Here is a 17,611-nt window from a genome sequence, read left to right as displayed (position 1 = left end):
CATCAAACTTTAAGCTTACTTACTGGATAATAAACTTCAGTAATAAGTTCTTTGTCACTTGTAACCTGTGATGGATCATTTACATATACTTCATACAAAGGGGCATCATTTTTATAACCTATTTTTTCCGCCCATTCACATTGTTTAATATATACCGAAGACAAATTAGAATAAGAGCCATGAACAACCGTTTTAAGACATGTTCCCGGTACAAATTCTCTAGTTCTATTATTTGTTTCTTGTACAGGAATGGCAAATTCTGTATCTAACCCTTGTAAAGTAAATTCTGAGCTGTGGAAAAGTACCATCGGTGGCGCGGTTACTGTTAACTTATCGGTCATAATTTCTCTAAACAATTGTCCAAAACTATTACTGTATGCTTCAGCAAATTCATCTTCTTGAATCATTTTACGAATATTCAGTAAATTCATAGGCGGTATTTCTACTAGCTGCACATCAATTTTATCTAGATACGACATAATTGATTTTCCTTGTTGGAGAGTTGTGATATCCTCATGCAGCTGCGCTAAAGAATTTTGATAATTTTGGATTTTTAAATCAATCTCCTTTTTCTTTTTCATTAAAGCTTTACATAATTTTTCATCCTGTGCTTCTTCTGTTTCAAGAATTTCTTTAATTTCTTCTAGTGAAAAATTATATGATTTTAAGCGATTAATAAATAACATTGTTTCTAACTGATCAATAGAATAATATCGATAACCATTTTCCAGATTGATCTCATCGGGTAAAATTAGCCCAATTTCAGCATAATATCGTAATGTTTTAGTCGAAACTTGGCATATCTTTGAAAACTCCCCAATTGATAACATAAATTAGTACCTCCTACTAATCTCTATGTTCATCTTACACCTTGCCCTAAGGGGAAAGTCAATGTAATCTAATTAAGTTTTTTATAATCCACAAAAAAGAGGACCTTAGTCCTCAAATAAACATGCTCCATTAGTTTCAATTACCTTTTTATACCAATAAAAACTTTTTTTAGGAATTCGTTTGTATGTTCCCTTACCGTAATCATCAGCATCTACATAAATAAAGCCATATCTTTTACTCATTTGCTTTGTCGATTCTGAAACAATATCAATACATCCCCAAGAAGTATATCCTAAACATTCGACTCCATCAATTTCAATAGCATTAAGCATTTCTTTAAAATGACAATCGAAATAATCAATCCGATATTGGTCATCAATAGTTCCATCAGGTAAAACTACATCCTTTGCACCCAAACCATTTTCTACAATAAATAACGGTTTACGATAACGGTCATATAAATCAACCATTGAAATTCTTAAACCAATTGGATCAATTTGCCAGCCCCATTCACTTGAAGGCAAGTAAGGATTTTTAACTGCTGTGACAGTATTTCCAACTGCTGTATCTAAACCTTCGCTACTAGCAGCTGAACATGATGACATATAGTAACTAAATGATACAAAATCAACAGGATACTTTTTCATCACTTCATCATCACCAGGTTCTTTTACAATTTCTACTCCCTCATTTTTAAATTTTGCTAATAAATAAGCAGGATATTCACCAAATACTTGAGTATCACTATAACAATATGTACCTCTCATATCTTGTTGGGCTTGTAAGACATCTTCTGGTTTGCAACTATAAGGGTAGTATGTCAGTTTAGTCAACATACACCCTACCATTGAATCAGAAATAATTTCATGACAAATTTTTGTTGCTAACGCACTAGCTACAAATTGATGGTGCATTGCTTGAAAAATTACCTGATTCCATTTAATTCCTGGAAAACGATCTTCAATCAAACCACCAGTAGTATAAGGATGACGAATCATACTATCCACTTCATTAAAAGTAAGCCAATATTTAACTTTATTTTTATAACGTTCACAAATTGTTTTTACGAACGTTTCAAAGAATCCAACTAATTTACGATTATACCAGCCATTATATTTTAATACTAAATTTAATGGGGGTTCATAATGTGACATTGTTACAAGTGGTTCAATTCCATACTTTGCACACTCATCAAATACATCATCATAAAATTTTAAGCCCGCTTCATTTGGTTGTTCATCATCACCATTAGGGAAAATTCGCGACCAGGCAATCGACATCCGGTAAACTTTAAACCCCATTTCTGCAAACATTTTAATATCTTCTTTATAATGATAATAAAACTGACTCCCATGCCGTTTTGGATACAAACTATCGTCATCACTTGCTAATGCTTCTTCAATATCTTTACTAGTAATATGATTATGAGCTTTATAATTTTCAACATCAACATCAAGGTGATGACGGGCACAATCAGAAACCGAAATACCTTTTCCACCTTCTTTCCAGCCACCTTCTACTTGATTAGCTGCAGTTGCACCGCCCCATAAAAAACCTTCTGGAAATTTTCTCATCATAACTCCTCCTATATAATTTTATTATAAGTTTTTAATCAGCAGTTGCCCATATCGATATATTGTTTCGGTTAGAATTATCAAATATTATAATTTGTTTTAAGCTTTTTTGAAATTATCAACCATTAGTCATTTTGCCAATCATAGCGCTGCCCAATCAATTCTTCAAGATGCCGTTCTATTTTATCGTAATTATGAACAATTAAAGATGCTACTAAGATATCTAAAATATATAGTGATGACATAGTAAAAATTACTGTTGAAAATTCAAAGGTATTTTCTGTTATCATAATTTGAAAATTATAATCTGTTAGATTCAATAACCGCTTATCAACATTCCCGGTTATTGATAAACTAGGGATATTATATTGTTTTAAACGTTTCGCAGCATCAACCATACTCGGATTTTTACCAGTATGTGATAATAAGATTGAAAATGAAGGAATTTTATCTTGCTGCAATCTTTTACAGTGATTCCACTGGATACTGTTATAAGCATTTGCTGAAATTCCGATTTCGTCAAGTTTGTAACAAATATTACGAGCAATTTCAAAATTGATTCCATCACCGTATAAATCAATTACTTGTGCTCGCTTCATTAAGTTGCTTACGCGAATAACCGTATTACGATCGAGCATGCTGCGAGTATGATCAATAGCACGTGAATAAATTAACGGCATAGTATGAATAATATCGTCAATTCCACTATTTCGACTGAATGGTACTACTTTTAATGAATCCTTTAATTTCATCATTTCAGGATATTCTGATACATAAATAAATTTCATATCAGCATATCCTTTAGTACCTAATTTTTTACATAATCTTGTAATTGTCGATGCACTAGTATAACTTGCATTAGCTAACTCATTAACACTCATTTCCAATAAAGCTTTAGGATTAGCAATAATGTAGTCGACAACTGCTTTTTCTTGATTAGTAAGATTTTCTAGGGTATTCATTTTATCAATAATCATCTCTCTATCCTCGCGTATCTTATTTTTCTTCATTATAATATTTTTATTGACGAAGCAACATTTTTTTCATTTTCTAAAAATTACTAATTAAAAATCCCCAGTTTTAACTGGAGATTTAAAAAATTAATTGAATTAGATAGCAAACATAGAGCACACAAGTCAAAGTTTGCCCAATTTTTTCTGTGATATCAAAAGTAGAATCCTTTTTCCAAACACGATACATCGCAATAGGTGGAAATAAAATAACTAAAAAATATGTGATGATTTTATATTTAGTGAAAGGATGTAATGCTTTTTCATCTGGTTTATTGAGCTCCTCTTTCATCCTTAAAATATTTTGTTGTCGTAGAGTCAATCCCCGATTGTTCTGTTTGATTACTTTTGTTGCCATCTCTATTCTCCTTGATTAATTTTCTTGCTTATTTGCAGCAAAAACAAATGGTAAATAAACGATAAATGATAATACTACACAAAGGGCTTGAGTAATAACTGCCCCAATACTTCCTCCCGAACCTAACCAGGCAATTAGTAATGGTGGAGTAGTCCACGGAACTGCATAAATCATTTTTCCACAGAAACCAATTACTGTCATAAAATATGCAAATGTTGCGGTAATGACAGGTGTTAAAATAAATGGAATCATAAAAATTGGATTTAATACAATTGGCAATCCAAAAGTCATTGTTTCATTAATATTAAATAGCCCAGGGGCTAAAGATAGTTTAGCAATTGTTCGATGGTCGGAACGTTTTGATGCCAGCAGCATAGCAAATAATAGTCCAATCGTACAGCCTGCTCCACCCATTGTTGTAAAACAACTAATAAATGTTTCATTTAAAATAAATTGTGGGGTTTGACCATTAGCTGCAGCATCAGTATTTGCGATAACAGCTTCTAACATGGTTGCTTGATAAACCGGTTTTAATACTTGAGTACCATGGATACCAATAACCCAGAAACAAGTTGAAAGGAAGAATATTAATAAATATCCCGGTAATCCTGTCAAAATACCTCTTAACGGCGCTTGAATCCATGTTGAAATCATATTGTAAATTGAATTCCCTGTTACTTTTGTAAATAAAAGTCCAAAGGCCGAAATAATCAAAATTGTAAGTACTGCCGGAAATAATGCATTAAATGCTGATGAAACATTTGATGGCACTGATTCGGGCATTTTAATTGCTAATTTTCCACTATCTGCTAAGCGACAATATATTTCCATTGAAACAATAGCTACGATCATTCCTAAAAATAATCCTTGTGCATTAGTAAACTCACGCGGCAATACATTGACTACTTCAACTAAATCAGTTACTCCCTCAACTGCAACTTTAGTAAACGAATCGCACAAAGATACATATGCAGAAATTGCAACAACTGGTGCCACTGTCTCTTTATGTCCTAATTGTTTAGCCATTTCAATTGCTATTAACACTACTGTACCAATCGTAAAGAAATTTAAAGTAGCGTAATTAGCTGCGGTAAATAATGGTGTCAATTCTTCAAGCCAAGCAAATCCATCAATTTTAGCTAAGCTGATTCCTGTAGTAGTTGTACTACACACAACATTACTAAACAGCGTACAAAATGCTCCCGTAATAATAATTGGCAGCAAAGCAGTAAATGCATTTTTAATCGCTGTCATATGACGTTGATTAGAAATTTTTGAAGCGACCTTTAATAGCCCCTCGGTAAGACGATCAGTCATACTCATAACTCTTTCTCCTTTTATCAATTAAAATTTTATTGTGCACAAAATTTAATTTATAGAATGATTGTAACCGCTAACAAATTTTAGTTCTACCGTAGAAAATTGCTTTGGTTGAAAAACGTCAAGATATTCAATATTTAGTTTTACTTTTTGAAAATTTCGTTCAAAATTTAATAAATAAAAACTATTAAAACTTTCTCTCTAACAGCCAACTCAATCTAAATTTATTTACTATCCTTCACAATTACCTGTTTTAAAATATCTTATTCTAAGCCGATTACTTTTCCTAATTTGAGTCCAATCCTCATACCTTCAGTTATACCTCTTTGAATCCATTATCATGATGCCTATCTTTAATTGTAATCATTTTTTATAAACAACTTGAATCATAAAATAATAAAAAGAGAACTTAGTCCTCTAATATAGATGCCCCATTTGTCGCAATAACTTGTTTATACCAGTCAAACGAATCTTTTTTATAACGTTTATATGAACCATTACCATAATCATCCACATCAACATACACAAAACCATAACGTTTAGACATTTGGTTTGTTGAATTAGATACCAAATCAATACATCCCCATGTGGTATAACCCATTAGCTCAACACCATCTTCATGAATGGCTTCATACATTGCTTGACAATGTTGTTTTAAATAATCAATTCGATAATCATCATGTACCTTGCCATCAATCAATTCATCTTTAGCCCCTAAGCCATTTTCTACAATAAATAACGGTTTACGATAACGATCGTATAGATCAACTAATGATACTCTTAAACCAATTGGATCAATTTGCCAACCCCAATCAGAACTAGGAATATGAGGATTTTTAATTGCAGTTACAGTATTACCTGCAGTTTTATTTAATCCAGTATCATCTTTAGCCACACAGCTAGATGAATAATAACTAAATGAAATAAAATCAACTGGATATTCTTTCATAATTCTTAAATCTTCTTCTGTCATATTAATATTGAAGCCCTTATTTTTATACATACTTAATAAATATGCTGGATACTCACCATGAACTTGGGTATCAGAGAAACAGTAAATTGAGCGCATTCTTTGTTGTGCTTCTAAAACATCTTCAGGTTTGCATGTATATGGATAATACGTTAATTTAGTCAACATACACCCCACTTTTGCATCAGGAATATTATCATGAGTGACCTTAGTCGCTAAAGCACTAGCAACAAATTGATGGTGCATAGCCTGAAAACATACTTCTTCAAATTCTTCCGGTTTAAATCTTGATTCAATCAAACCACCAGTCATAAATGGATGTCTAATAATTGAATCTATCTCATTAAATGTAAGCCAATATTTAACTTTATTTTTATAACGTTTAGTTATTACATCAACATATCTAACAAAAAAATCTATTGCTCGACGATCATACCAGCCATTATACTTTCTTGCAAACTCTAGTGGTGGTTCATAGTGTGACATTGTTACTAATGGTTCAATTCCATACTTTGCACACTCGTCAAATATGTCATCATAGAATTTTAATCCCGCTTCATTAGGTACTAATTCATCACCATTGGGAAATATCCGACTCCAGGCAATTGACAAACGATAAACCTTAAATCCCATTTCCCCTAATAATTTAATATCTTCTTTCCAGTGATGATAAAAATCACTAGCATGTCGTTTTGGATAATAAACTTCATCATCCGTTGCTAATGCCTGATCAATCATTTCATCAGTAATATCACATAATCCATGTACATCAGTTAACTCTTTTAAACTTTTAGGATCCGTAAATAATGCCACGTCACTTACCGAAATACCTTTTCCACCTTCTTTCCAACCACCTTCAAATTGATTAGCAGCAGTGGCACCACCCCATAAAAATCCTTCAGGAAATTGTTTTGTCATTTTATCGACCTCCGTATTCTAATTTATTTTAATGTTAGCACTATTGATTATTAATTTCTTATTTGTTTCATCTTATGAAAAACAAAAGCAGTAGATTTCTCTACCACTTTCGTTAATCAATATAATTATTTAATAATCTGCCATCAGCAAAATTAAGCTCCGGATAATGAGCTTTTAAATTTTCTACAACATTACTGATACCGCTACCTCCAGATGTAGCGAAAGGTACAATTTGTTTTTTAGAAAAATTATAACTTTCCAAAAAGGTATCAATAATTCGAGGTTCAACATACCACCAGATTGGAAAACCTAGATAGATTATCTCATATTGATCAAGATTATCCAATTTGTTTAAAATCTCTGGTCTACAGCTTTGCGCCTTCATTTCTAAAGAACTGCGACTATTATCATCCATCCAATTTAAATCAGCACTTGTATACTCGATCTTTGGACAAATTTCAAATAATTCCGCTAATTCTTCTTGAGCCAGTCTAAGTGCGACTTTTTTTGTAACACCACTAGCACTAAAATACGCAACTAATTTCTTACTCATACATTTCCTCCTAAACAATAATAAAGGTATATCTCTATACCTTTATTATAAGATGACTTTAAATAAAGTCTAATACTTAGTTTTTATTAGTAGTAATGCTTATTAAGCATCTATGCTGTTTGTTCAATTTGTGCCTGTTGTTTTTCATATAGCTTAACAAAAGGTAAATAGATCAATGCAGATAAAATGATTCCTGCTAATTGACAAATTGGCGCCATAAAATTACCCCCAGATCCTAAAAATGCAATTAACAACGGTGGCATTGTCCACGGTAAATCGACATACATAATTGGACAAATATGAAGCATTGTAAGAACATAACCAAAAATAACAGTAACTAGCGGTGCTAAAATAAATGGGATGATTAAAGTTGGATTCATTACAATAGGAACCCCAAACATACTAACTTCACCAATATTAAATAATTCAGGTACTAAAGCAATTCGTGCAATTGATTTATTTTCTGGACGTTTACAAACTATTAACATAGCTATCGTCAAACCTAACATACATCCTGTTCCACCAGTGGCGAAGAAAGCCCGATGAAATGTATTATTGACAATATTACTTGGCTCCAACCCTGCTTTAATTGCATCAAGATTTTCAACAGCTAAAGTTGTTAAAATAGGATTGAAAACACCACCAATCATGTTATCACCATGTAATCCAATTGACCAAAATACTAAACTAATAAACATAAATGTTAGTACACCCGGTAAAGAACCACCTATATATAGTAATGGCTTTTGAATAACATTAAAAATAACATCATTAATGTAGACTCCCGATACCGCATTTACCCCCAAACCAACTAAAGAAATAATCAAAATTTCAATAAATGCAGGTACTAAATATTCAAATGATTTAGCAATTTGTGGTGGTACTTGATCTGGTAATTTGATTTTTAACTTATCAAGTTTAAATAATCCACAAAATAATTCTACTGCCACTATCGCTACGATCATTCCTGTAAATAGTCCTTGACTCCCTAATGAACTAGTAAAGATTCCACTCACAGTTTGAATTAATTCACCTCCCGCTTTAATATCTAATGATGTTTGAGTTACAGTTAATAATGAAACGACTGCTAATAAACCACAAAACATTGGACTGCTTTTTCGACTTGTTCCAATTTCACCACCAACTAAAAATGTGATTGCAACACTGATACATCCAATTGTCGCAAAATTTAGTGCATTAAAAGCTGGATTTAAAAAACTTAAATTCATTACCGCTGGTACTAAGGCCCCTAATCCCGTGGTATCATTACAAATAACATTTGACCATAATACACCAATTGCTCCAATAATAGTAAATGGAACAAAAGTCTGAAATGCATTCTTGATTGATGAAAGATAACGATTTTCAGCAGCAAAAACGCCTACTTTCATCAATATATCTTGAAATTTATCCATAAAATTCTTCTCCTCTTTTAAAAACATTGTACTTAATCTTCGCTAGCAGATAATTAAGTTTTTTCAAGCCATATTCATCTTAGCAAAAAAATAATCATAAATAATAAATTGTCTAGATACAGGAATAAAAGTTCAATTATTTAGATTTATCAGTAAAATATTTCGTACTTTTAGTCCTATTTAAGTTTTCAAATCTTTAGTAAATAATTAGATACTCAATTAGTTTTACACAAATTGTAATGTACTATTAAAATCGTATAAAATAAAAAAGATTACTCGACTGAGTAATCTTTACAACCTAAAAACAAATAAATTATTATTTTAACTTTGAAATACCTGTTTCCAATATTTCCATTTGTAATAATGTTTGTTCATGAGTAATAATCTGAGGCTGATGCTTAACAATACAATCATAGATACCATCATACACTCGGGCATAGTCCCCTGTTACACTAACCACTTTTTCTTCGTGATAAAAACCATCTTGATCATAATAGATAAGGGTACCATAATGCTCCGGTGTATCAACTCCAAAATCTTTATTCGTCGGCATATAAAATAATTTTAAATGTTCTTCTTGACGATCCTTGCTCTGTTTAATAAACATTCCCTTCTTACCATATACAACAAAACTAGGTCTTTCTTTAACTCTAAAATAACTTGATTTAACAGACACTTTCAACGTTCCATAATACATATCTAGATCAAAATAATCATTAAAACGCCCCTCTCCTAATAATTGACGAACATCATAATTAATTGTATCAGGTTTTCCAAAATAACTAATAACCTGATCTAATGTATGGCAACCATGCCCATATAAATATGACATTGCAGGATCAAAATGATTGATTTTTTCTGGAACCTCCGGACGATAATAATCAAAATGCATTTCTAATTCTAATAAATCTCCTAATTTCCCACTCTCTATTACTTTTTGTACCGTTAAAAAATCACTGTCATAGCGCCTATTTTGATATGCTGAGCAATACAGCCCTTTCTCATCAGCAAGAGCAAAAATCTCTTTAGCCTGTGCACTATTTTCCATGAATGGTTTCTCAACTAAACAATGCTTTCCAGCATTTAAGACCATTTTTGCATAATCATAGTGTAAGTGATGAGCTGTACAAATAACGACCATATCTATTTTAGGATCATTCAATATCTTATTAACATCCTCAACATACTCAACTCCATCAATAGTTTTCCATAAATCATGTCTAATCCTAATATCAAATATCTTTTTAACAATAAACTTATCTGATCTTTGTAAGACAAAAGGTAAATGGTAACGATTAGCACTTTTGCCATTCCCAATATAAGCTAAAACTAATTTATTATTAATCATTTTCAGATACTACTCCTTTCTATTATTCATAATATTTATATTTTATTTTTCTCATCATGATATTTTGATAAAACATCAACAATTATTTGGTGATCCTCATTATGAGCTAATCCAGATACAATAACACTTCCAATCATCCCTTTACCAACAATAATAGGATAAGCACCACCACATATCACATATCTTTCATCATTAGTGTATTGCTGATAACAATGACTTCGTTCATTCTCTTGCCAAATTTGATAAGTTGGCAATTTAAATAGTTCTACTGTGTTTTGTTTACGATTTAACCATTGATCACCTTTTTTGCCATTCATCAAATATTGAAAAACAATATCTTGATTTAAAACAATTCTGATTCTAATATTTTTTAAGTTTTCTTTTTTTACTTTTTCAACTAAATTACAACCAAGCAAAAAAGCATCTTCATTATCAAACTTATTAAAAGCAATTAGTTTTTCCATTTTATCACCCCATTTATTTATATCATAAATATTTAGAGGTTTTGTTTATTCCCCTTATTTAGTATCTAAAGTTCTATTTTAAAACCATAAATAACAATTTATAAGTACCTTTAGACCTAAATAAAAAGGAGTTTAATTAAACTCCCACTAAATTATTAAATTTCTTTTTCTTAGTAACAAAATATGCAATTATAATTGATGAAGCTGTTAAAGCCCAACTAATTGGATAAATAATCAATAACATATTATATGTATTGAAATGCGGGAAGACTAAAAACATATAACCTAACCGAACCCCGCAAGTAAAAATAACACATAATAATGTTGAAATCATAGGACTGCCTAACCCCCTTAGACTACCTGACATAATTTCTATTGTCATATTTAAAACTTCAAAAATTAATATATATGTCATTCTGATTGTCGCCAACTCGACAATTTTAGGATTTGAGGTAAATATACCTGCAAAGAACCGATCAAAAACAATAAATATCATACTTAATGAGACTGTAAAAATAGTCCCTAAGATCATACAGCCTCGAGTAGATTTGATACATCTTTTATAGTTGCCTGCTCCATAATTTTGACTATTGAATGTAATACTAGCTTGTGAAAATCCAGTTATTAAATAGTATACATAAATTTCAAAATTCAAACCAACTGTTGAAGCCGCAACAACATCAGCTCCTAAACTGTTTATTCCTGATTGAATAATAATATTAGAAACATTAAATAACATCCCTTGAATAGCTGCAGGAATCCCAGTAAATAAGATATCTTTAGTAATAGTCTTATCTATTTTTAGTTTTTCTAACGATAATTTCAATGGTCCCTGTTCTTTAGTTAAGATATAAAATAATAATAAAGCACTAGTTGCATCTGCAATCAGTGTTGCTAATGCTACTCCTGCAACATCTAATTTACAAACAACAACGAAAAATAGTCCTAAAGTAACATTTACAACACCAGAAATCAATAAGCAGTATAGTGGTCGTTTTGTATCTCCACCGGCCCTTAGTATTGCTGCTTCAAAATTATAAATCGTTAAAAAAATCATTCCAATAAACGTAATCCGTAAAAACAAAGCAGCTTGATCGAGTACTTCTTTTGGTGTTGACATAATTTTCAATAGCCAGACTGCAATAACTTCACCAATTAAAGCAATGACAATCCCACTAATAATCGAAAGTAATATTGAAGTATGCACTGCTTTACTAGTATCTTTTTCATTTTGAGCCCCTAAAAACCGCGAAATAACAACATTTGCTCCGATTGATAAACCAACAAATATTGTAATAAATAAATTAGTAATCGGGCTGGTACTCCCAACCGCTGCCAAAGCATTACTTCCTGAAAAATGTCCTACAACAGCAACATCTGCAGAATTAAATAACTGCTGCAACACACTTGTTGCTGCCAACGGTAATGCAAATGCCAGTATTTTGTCCCAAATACTTCCGTTCAAAATATCAATTCTTTTTTTTTCCATAATAAATCCCCCAATTTTCTCACTTATTATAAATCTTCTACTATACTTTAAGGCAAGGGATTTTCAAAAACTGAAAAGAAGCTTATTTTCCAAGTTTTACTTTATCTAAAAATAAAACGTAGCACTTATTCAACTACGTTTTATGAATACTTCATTATATACAATTTTAATAACAGTAAATAGTTAATATATCTGTAATATCAAAATTAAAAAGGTATTGATCAAAACTAATCAATACCCATATTATTTATTCACTTTTTAATTCTCGTCCATTCATCATATTACGACATCCATATAAAATCAAAAACGATATTGCAAAGTTTACAAATAGTGCAACATAGCTAGCTGCCATCATCGCCACGGTAGTGCCGCTATTCAACAAGATGGCAGTAGTGATTACAGCACTTGGAATCGCACCAATCAACATCACTATCATTCGCATAAAATTCTCCATCATTGGTGAAGTTCGACTCTTTAAAAGTCTAACAGATAGTACACTTCCACTAATAAAGATACTAGTATAACCAATAACATTTAATAGATAGACAATGATCATCATTAGACTTTGATGATAATATAGGCCCATTGCAATAAAAGAAACAGCTGCAACAACAAATATCTTTATAAATGTTGGAATGATTACCGCAATCAATTTACTAAACGGCTTATCAGGAATTAAATAAATTTGATAATTTTTTAATTCTTTAGATAAATCTGAATTTTGTAAAGAAGAAAAAATCCAAATTACCATCATATAAATAAACATTCCAAACCCAACGTCAACTGCTATTGTTACTGCAATATATATTCCAATTGAAATCAAATCACTAACACTAATAAAACTATTAGTTTTACGCATTAATAAAATATTTTTTGACATTACAGCATAAGCCCCTTGGCGAAACTCCCCCTTAATCCCAAGCTTTACTTTCTTATTTCTTAAAGCCTCCTGATCTCCGGCTTTGGCCGCTTTCATTCGTTTTGATAAATCTAGAGAATCTTGTAAAGCCTGTTCATAAAAATTACCTCGATAACCAATAAATAAAACATATACTAAGATTACAGCTCCACACAACAAAAGATATCCTAATGTTACTAACAAATAGTTATGCTCAACATAAGCAATCAAAGCTAACTTCATCCACCCAAAAATAGGAACTACATAAAATAAATTTGATTGCACAAAATCCATAAACAAAGTATGATAATTACCCGTTTGAAGATATAAAACCAAAACGATAATTACAACAAAAGCAATAATAATACCAGGAATGATTTTCGAATACTTACGATATTTTTTATCCCCAATTGATAAAACATAAAGATAATCTGTTAATAATAAGAAAAACAAAACAGTGATAACAGATGCTAAGTAAGCTAGCACAATAAAAATAAAATTAAATCCGGCACCACCGCTAAATGCAGCTAAAAATACTAAACTAATCAAAGCAAGTAGAAAGGCCTGAATAATTGTTTGGAAAGTTAAATAGCTCATTACTTGTCTTCTAGTAAAAGGACCTGTAAAAAGATAGAATGCATCCTCACCTGTAAATAAAGCTTTTTTTGACTGCATCAATGTTGCAAATAGCATAATTGCTTGAAAACCAATTAATAATAAAATTCCCATGTGCAAATCTATATTATTAACAGCCATAATTTGACCTGCATCCACATTGAATAAACTAACGATCATTGCACCATAGAATAGAATCATAATAATAACAAATACTCCACTTGCTTTACGTTTAAATAAGTTTCTGATTGTCCCTTTGATTTTTAATAACCATAGTTTTAATAACGGTTTCATCTTACTCACCATCCGTTAACTCAAAGAAATATTGTTTTAACGATTCATCTTCTAATTCATCACGTAAAACGTGTTTAATAATTTTACCTTTATTCATAATATAAGCTTCATCATAAATATCCTTAATAATATCAATGATATGGGTACTAACAAAAACTGCACAACCTTCTTCCTTTAGCAACGTAAAAATTTTTAAAACATCTTCAATACTAGCTGGATCTAATCCTACCATCGGTTCATCGACTAATAAAGCTTGTGGCTGGATTAAGAGTGCTAATAACATACTCAGCTTCTGTGTCATCCCTTTGGATAACTCTTTAGCCATGCTTTTCCTTTTCCCTGTTAATTTAAATAATTCAAGATATTTATTCGCAATCTCGTGATAATTGTCTACTCGATACGCATTTCCAATAAAATCAATATGCTCATCAATAGTAAGCAGATCATACAAAATCGGTGTTTCTGGAACATATCCAAAACAACGTTTAGCCTCAATACTATCATTAGGATAACCACAAATTTTAATCTCTCCATCAAATTTCAAAAGATTAGCAATACTTTTGATCGTTGTTGATTTACCAGCCCCATTTGGTCCAAGTAAGATTGTGACTTTTCCCCCTTTAGCAACTAAATCAACATTATCAACAGCTCTAAAGCCATCATAAATTTTTGTTAAACCATTTACTTCAATCATTTCAAATTCCCCCTAGTCTATATATTCACTATACTCTAACGACCTAGGGCACTGTCAACCATTCATGCAATAATTAATACTTTTTAAGAAAATGGCACTAAATAGCTATACTCACCAAATAAATTATTGTGCTTAAATATAATAAACAGCTATTTTAAATATCAACAATAAGAAGCTTACTCTACAAATTCATTATACTTTTGCTTGATAATATCTGTTAAACGGACATCTGGATGATGATATTTCTCTCTTCTTTCAATTTCTTTTTCTTTAGACATATATATCGCTGCTGTTGGACACCAATGAAAACACGCTAAACAGGTCATACAATTATCTTTAATTTTAATTTTTCCTTCAATCAACTCAATATTATTCATTGGACAAACTTTTATACATGTTTGGCACCCGATACACTTCTCGTCAACTTTAATTCCACGCATATTACAAGCTTTATATACTGCAGAATTTTCAACTTCAGGTAATAATGAATAATCTATCTTATCTTGTTCTATTATTGATTTTACAAGTTTTTTGATATTTGTCTTTTGATTAGCTAATGTGTCTTTTATTTGTTCAACAGTACTCAAATAACTATTACCAGGCATTGGGATTCCCTTACTTAGTGCTAAACTTAAATTTTTTTCTTGTAAAAGATTATCAAATCTTTTTGCTACATCTCCGGGATGTCCTCTATATGTTGTGAATATAAAAATATAAGTATTCTGCTTAAATTTCATTTTTCTAATAGTATCCCTTATAAGATATGGCATATCCCCATAGTATATTGGAAAAACAAACCCCACTCGCTCATAATCAACTTCGATATCTTGTTTATTGTGAAGTGCTGCAAGCGATATAACATCACATTGCCCATCAAGAGATGCTGCTAATAGTTTTGCTGTTGTCAAACTATTGCCGGTTGCTGAAAAATAATAGATTCCTGTCTTCATATTAACCCCCTATAAATACTTTACTACTTTTAGAATTCTTAATTATAAGTATAACCAAATTAACTAATTTTGATAGTATTCTTTCAAACACAGAAAAAGAGGGGCTCATGTTTTTATGAACTCCTCACGTGTCATCAAATACTTAACTTAATGATATCGAAGCTTAACTTTCCTCAATTACTCCCATTAACTCTAAAATCCGATTTAAATCTTTAGTATCAGTATATTTGATTGTTACAGCCTTTTCATCAACCTTGATCTTAGTTCTAAATTTCTTTCTTAATAACCCTTCAACATAGACATATTCCTTTGGTTTTTCAACTTTAGGACGATCTTTACGACTATTGCCTAATTCAATTCCCTTAACAATGTTTTCAACATCACGAACTGATAAGCCTTCTTCAATACAACGAGCAGCTAAACTTTCGGCTTTTTCTTGAGGAAGAGTAATTAAACAACGAGCATGCCCCATTGTAATTTTTCCTTCAAGTACATAATTTTGAATCATTTCAGGTAATTGTAATAATCTTAACGTATTTGCAATATAACTTCTTGATTTACCAATTCTTTTAGCTAATTCATCTTGCTTAAGATTCAATCTCTCCATCATCATTTGGTAGGCTTTAGCTTCTTCAATAGAATTTAAATTCTCTCTTTGAATATTTTCCAATAATGCAATTTCCATCATTTGTTGATCTGTAAAATCTACAATAATTGCAGGTATTTCTACTAATCCCGCAATTTTAGCCGCCCGACATCTTCTTTCACCAGCCACAATTTCATATCCCTGGATTGATTTCTTTAAAATCACCGGTTGAAAAACACCGTGTTCTTTAATCGAAATTGCAAGTTCTTGTAGCTTTTCTTCATCAAATAATTTACGAGGCTGATAAGGATTAGGACGAATTTCTTCTAAAGAAACTGTTATCTGTTTTGATTCAGGTGTATTTTTTTCAATATCATCAATCAAAGTACTAATATCTCCACCAAAAATAGCATCTAACCCTTTACCTAACTTTTTATTTTTAGTTGTTGCCGGCTTACGAGCAGCAGGCTTTTTAGTTGTAGTTACTGTTTTCTTAGTTGCTGTTTTTTTAGCCGCCATCTTTGCTGGGGCACTTTTTGTTGTATTATTTGGCATTTCGTTTACACACTTCCTTTGCAAAATCTCGATAAGCGCGAGCTCCTTCAGAATTATTATCATAATCAAAAATAGCTAGTCCTTCAGAAGGGGCCTCTGATAATTTAATATTTCTTGGAATCGCTGTTTTATAAACTTTTTCTTTAAAATATTTGCGTACTTCCTGTGATACTTCAACCCCTAAATTGGTTCTTTGATCAAGCATTGTTAGTAATACTCCTTCAATTGTTAATTGTGGGTTGAAAACACTTTGAGTTAATAAAACAGTATTTAATAATTGTGTCAATCCTTCTAATGCATAATACTCACACTGAACTGGTATTAAAACCGAATTACACGCAGTAAGTGCATTTGTATTTAATAAACCTAATGCTGGTGGACAATCAATAATAATATAATCGTATCTATCCTTTATTTTATCAAGCGCTTTTTTTAAGCGTTGTTCACGACCTTTTTTTACGTTCGCTAATTCAAGATCCGCCCCTGCTAGATCAATACTACCTGGTGCTACATCTAATTTAGCAATATATGAAGGAACGATAACATCATTAATATTACACTCTTCAACAATTATATTGTATGTTGATAATTCAATATGATCGCGGTCAATTCCAATCCCTTGAGTTGCGTTAGCCTGTGGATCCATGTCCACAAGAAGAACCCGATTTTTAGCATTTGCTAGAGCGGCCGCTAAATTAATACTCGTCGTAGTCTTACCAACGCCACCTTTTTGGTTTGTAATCGCAATTATCTTTGTCATTATTTAGCC

16 protein-coding genes are annotated in these 17,611 nt (G+C 31.3%); all 16 read right to left on the bottom strand.

The window, feature by feature from the left end; genetic code table 11:
* Positions 1–2: 2 nt before the first annotated feature.
* Positions 3–830 (bottom strand): MerR family transcriptional regulator, encoded by an 828-nt coding sequence (locus tag KTF99_RS06380; RefSeq protein WP_003535022.1) that lies wholly within the window; start codon positions 828–830, stop codon positions 3–5.
* A gap of 105 nt (positions 831–935) precedes the next feature.
* Positions 936–2,408, bottom strand: a complete 1,473-nt coding sequence (locus KTF99_RS06375; protein ID WP_003535023.1) for a family 1 glycosylhydrolase — start codon at positions 2,406–2,408, stop codon at positions 936–938.
* A gap of 122 nt (positions 2,409–2,530) precedes the next feature.
* Positions 2,531–3,382, bottom strand: coding sequence for a MurR/RpiR family transcriptional regulator (locus KTF99_RS06370; protein ID WP_008792388.1), 852 nt, complete (start codon positions 3,380–3,382; stop codon positions 2,531–2,533).
* A gap of 115 nt (positions 3,383–3,497) precedes the next feature.
* Positions 3,498–3,773: a hypothetical protein gene (locus tag KTF99_RS06365; RefSeq protein WP_003535026.1), complete on the bottom strand. Its 276-nt coding sequence runs from the start codon at positions 3,771–3,773 to the stop codon at positions 3,498–3,500.
* A 15-nt stretch (positions 3,774–3,788) separates the two neighbouring features.
* Positions 3,789–5,096 (bottom strand): PTS sugar transporter subunit IIC, encoded by a 1,308-nt coding sequence (locus KTF99_RS06360; protein WP_003535028.1) that lies wholly within the window; start codon positions 5,094–5,096, stop codon positions 3,789–3,791.
* Between the two features lie 406 nt (positions 5,097–5,502).
* Entirely contained in the window at positions 5,503–6,981 is a 1,479-nt protein-coding gene (locus KTF99_RS06355; protein WP_009008542.1) for a 6-phospho-beta-glucosidase, read from the bottom strand.
* A 112-nt stretch (positions 6,982–7,093) separates the two neighbouring features.
* Positions 7,094–7,534: a flavodoxin gene (locus tag KTF99_RS06350; protein WP_003535032.1), complete on the bottom strand. Its 441-nt coding sequence runs from the start codon at positions 7,532–7,534 to the stop codon at positions 7,094–7,096.
* Between the two features lie 110 nt (positions 7,535–7,644).
* Positions 7,645–8,949 (bottom strand): PTS sugar transporter subunit IIC, encoded by a 1,305-nt coding sequence (locus tag KTF99_RS06345; RefSeq protein WP_008792391.1) that lies wholly within the window; start codon positions 8,947–8,949, stop codon positions 7,645–7,647.
* Between the two features lie 316 nt (positions 8,950–9,265).
* Positions 9,266–10,297, bottom strand: coding sequence for a Gfo/Idh/MocA family oxidoreductase (locus KTF99_RS06340; protein WP_009299377.1), 1,032 nt, complete (start codon positions 10,295–10,297; stop codon positions 9,266–9,268).
* A gap of 35 nt (positions 10,298–10,332) precedes the next feature.
* On the bottom strand, positions 10,333–10,761 hold the full coding sequence (locus tag KTF99_RS06335) for a heme-binding protein (protein ID WP_003535038.1): 429 nt from the start codon (positions 10,759–10,761) through the stop codon (positions 10,333–10,335).
* A 136-nt stretch (positions 10,762–10,897) separates the two neighbouring features.
* Positions 10,898–12,250 carry an MATE family efflux transporter gene (locus KTF99_RS06330; protein WP_003535040.1) on the bottom strand — a complete coding sequence of 451 codons (1,353 nt, stop codon included), beginning with the start codon at positions 12,248–12,250 and terminating at the stop codon, positions 10,898–10,900.
* Positions 12,251–12,497: 247 nt separating this feature from the next.
* On the bottom strand, positions 12,498–14,057 hold the full coding sequence (locus KTF99_RS06325) for a putative ABC exporter domain-containing protein (protein WP_224209052.1): 1,560 nt from the start codon (positions 14,055–14,057) through the stop codon (positions 12,498–12,500).
* A gap of 1 nt (position 14,058) precedes the next feature.
* Positions 14,059–14,751 (bottom strand): ABC transporter ATP-binding protein, encoded by a 693-nt coding sequence (locus tag KTF99_RS06320; protein ID WP_003535043.1) that lies wholly within the window; start codon positions 14,749–14,751, stop codon positions 14,059–14,061.
* A gap of 176 nt (positions 14,752–14,927) precedes the next feature.
* Positions 14,928–15,701 carry an EFR1 family ferrodoxin gene (locus KTF99_RS06315; RefSeq protein WP_003535044.1) on the bottom strand — a complete coding sequence of 258 codons (774 nt, stop codon included), beginning with the start codon at positions 15,699–15,701 and terminating at the stop codon, positions 14,928–14,930.
* 163 nt (positions 15,702–15,864) lie between these two features.
* The gene (locus KTF99_RS06310) at positions 15,865–16,842 is read right to left on the bottom strand and encodes a ParB/RepB/Spo0J family partition protein (RefSeq protein WP_003535045.1); all 978 of its coding nucleotides are present in this window, start codon (positions 16,840–16,842) and stop codon (positions 15,865–15,867) included.
* The gene (locus KTF99_RS06305; protein WP_003535046.1) at positions 16,832–17,602 is read right to left on the bottom strand and encodes a ParA family protein; all 771 of its coding nucleotides are present in this window, start codon (positions 17,600–17,602) and stop codon (positions 16,832–16,834) included. Before KTF99_RS06305 ends, KTF99_RS06310 begins: the two co-directional genes overlap by 11 nt.
* Between the last annotated feature and the right edge of the window lie 9 nt (positions 17,603–17,611).

Source organism: Erysipelatoclostridium sp. MSK.7.34, assembly GCF_019041935.1.
Taxonomy (GTDB): domain Bacteria; phylum Bacillota_I; class Bacilli_A; order Erysipelotrichales; family Coprobacillaceae; genus Thomasclavelia; species Thomasclavelia ramosa.
This window is presented reverse-complemented; position numbering and strand designations above follow the sequence as displayed.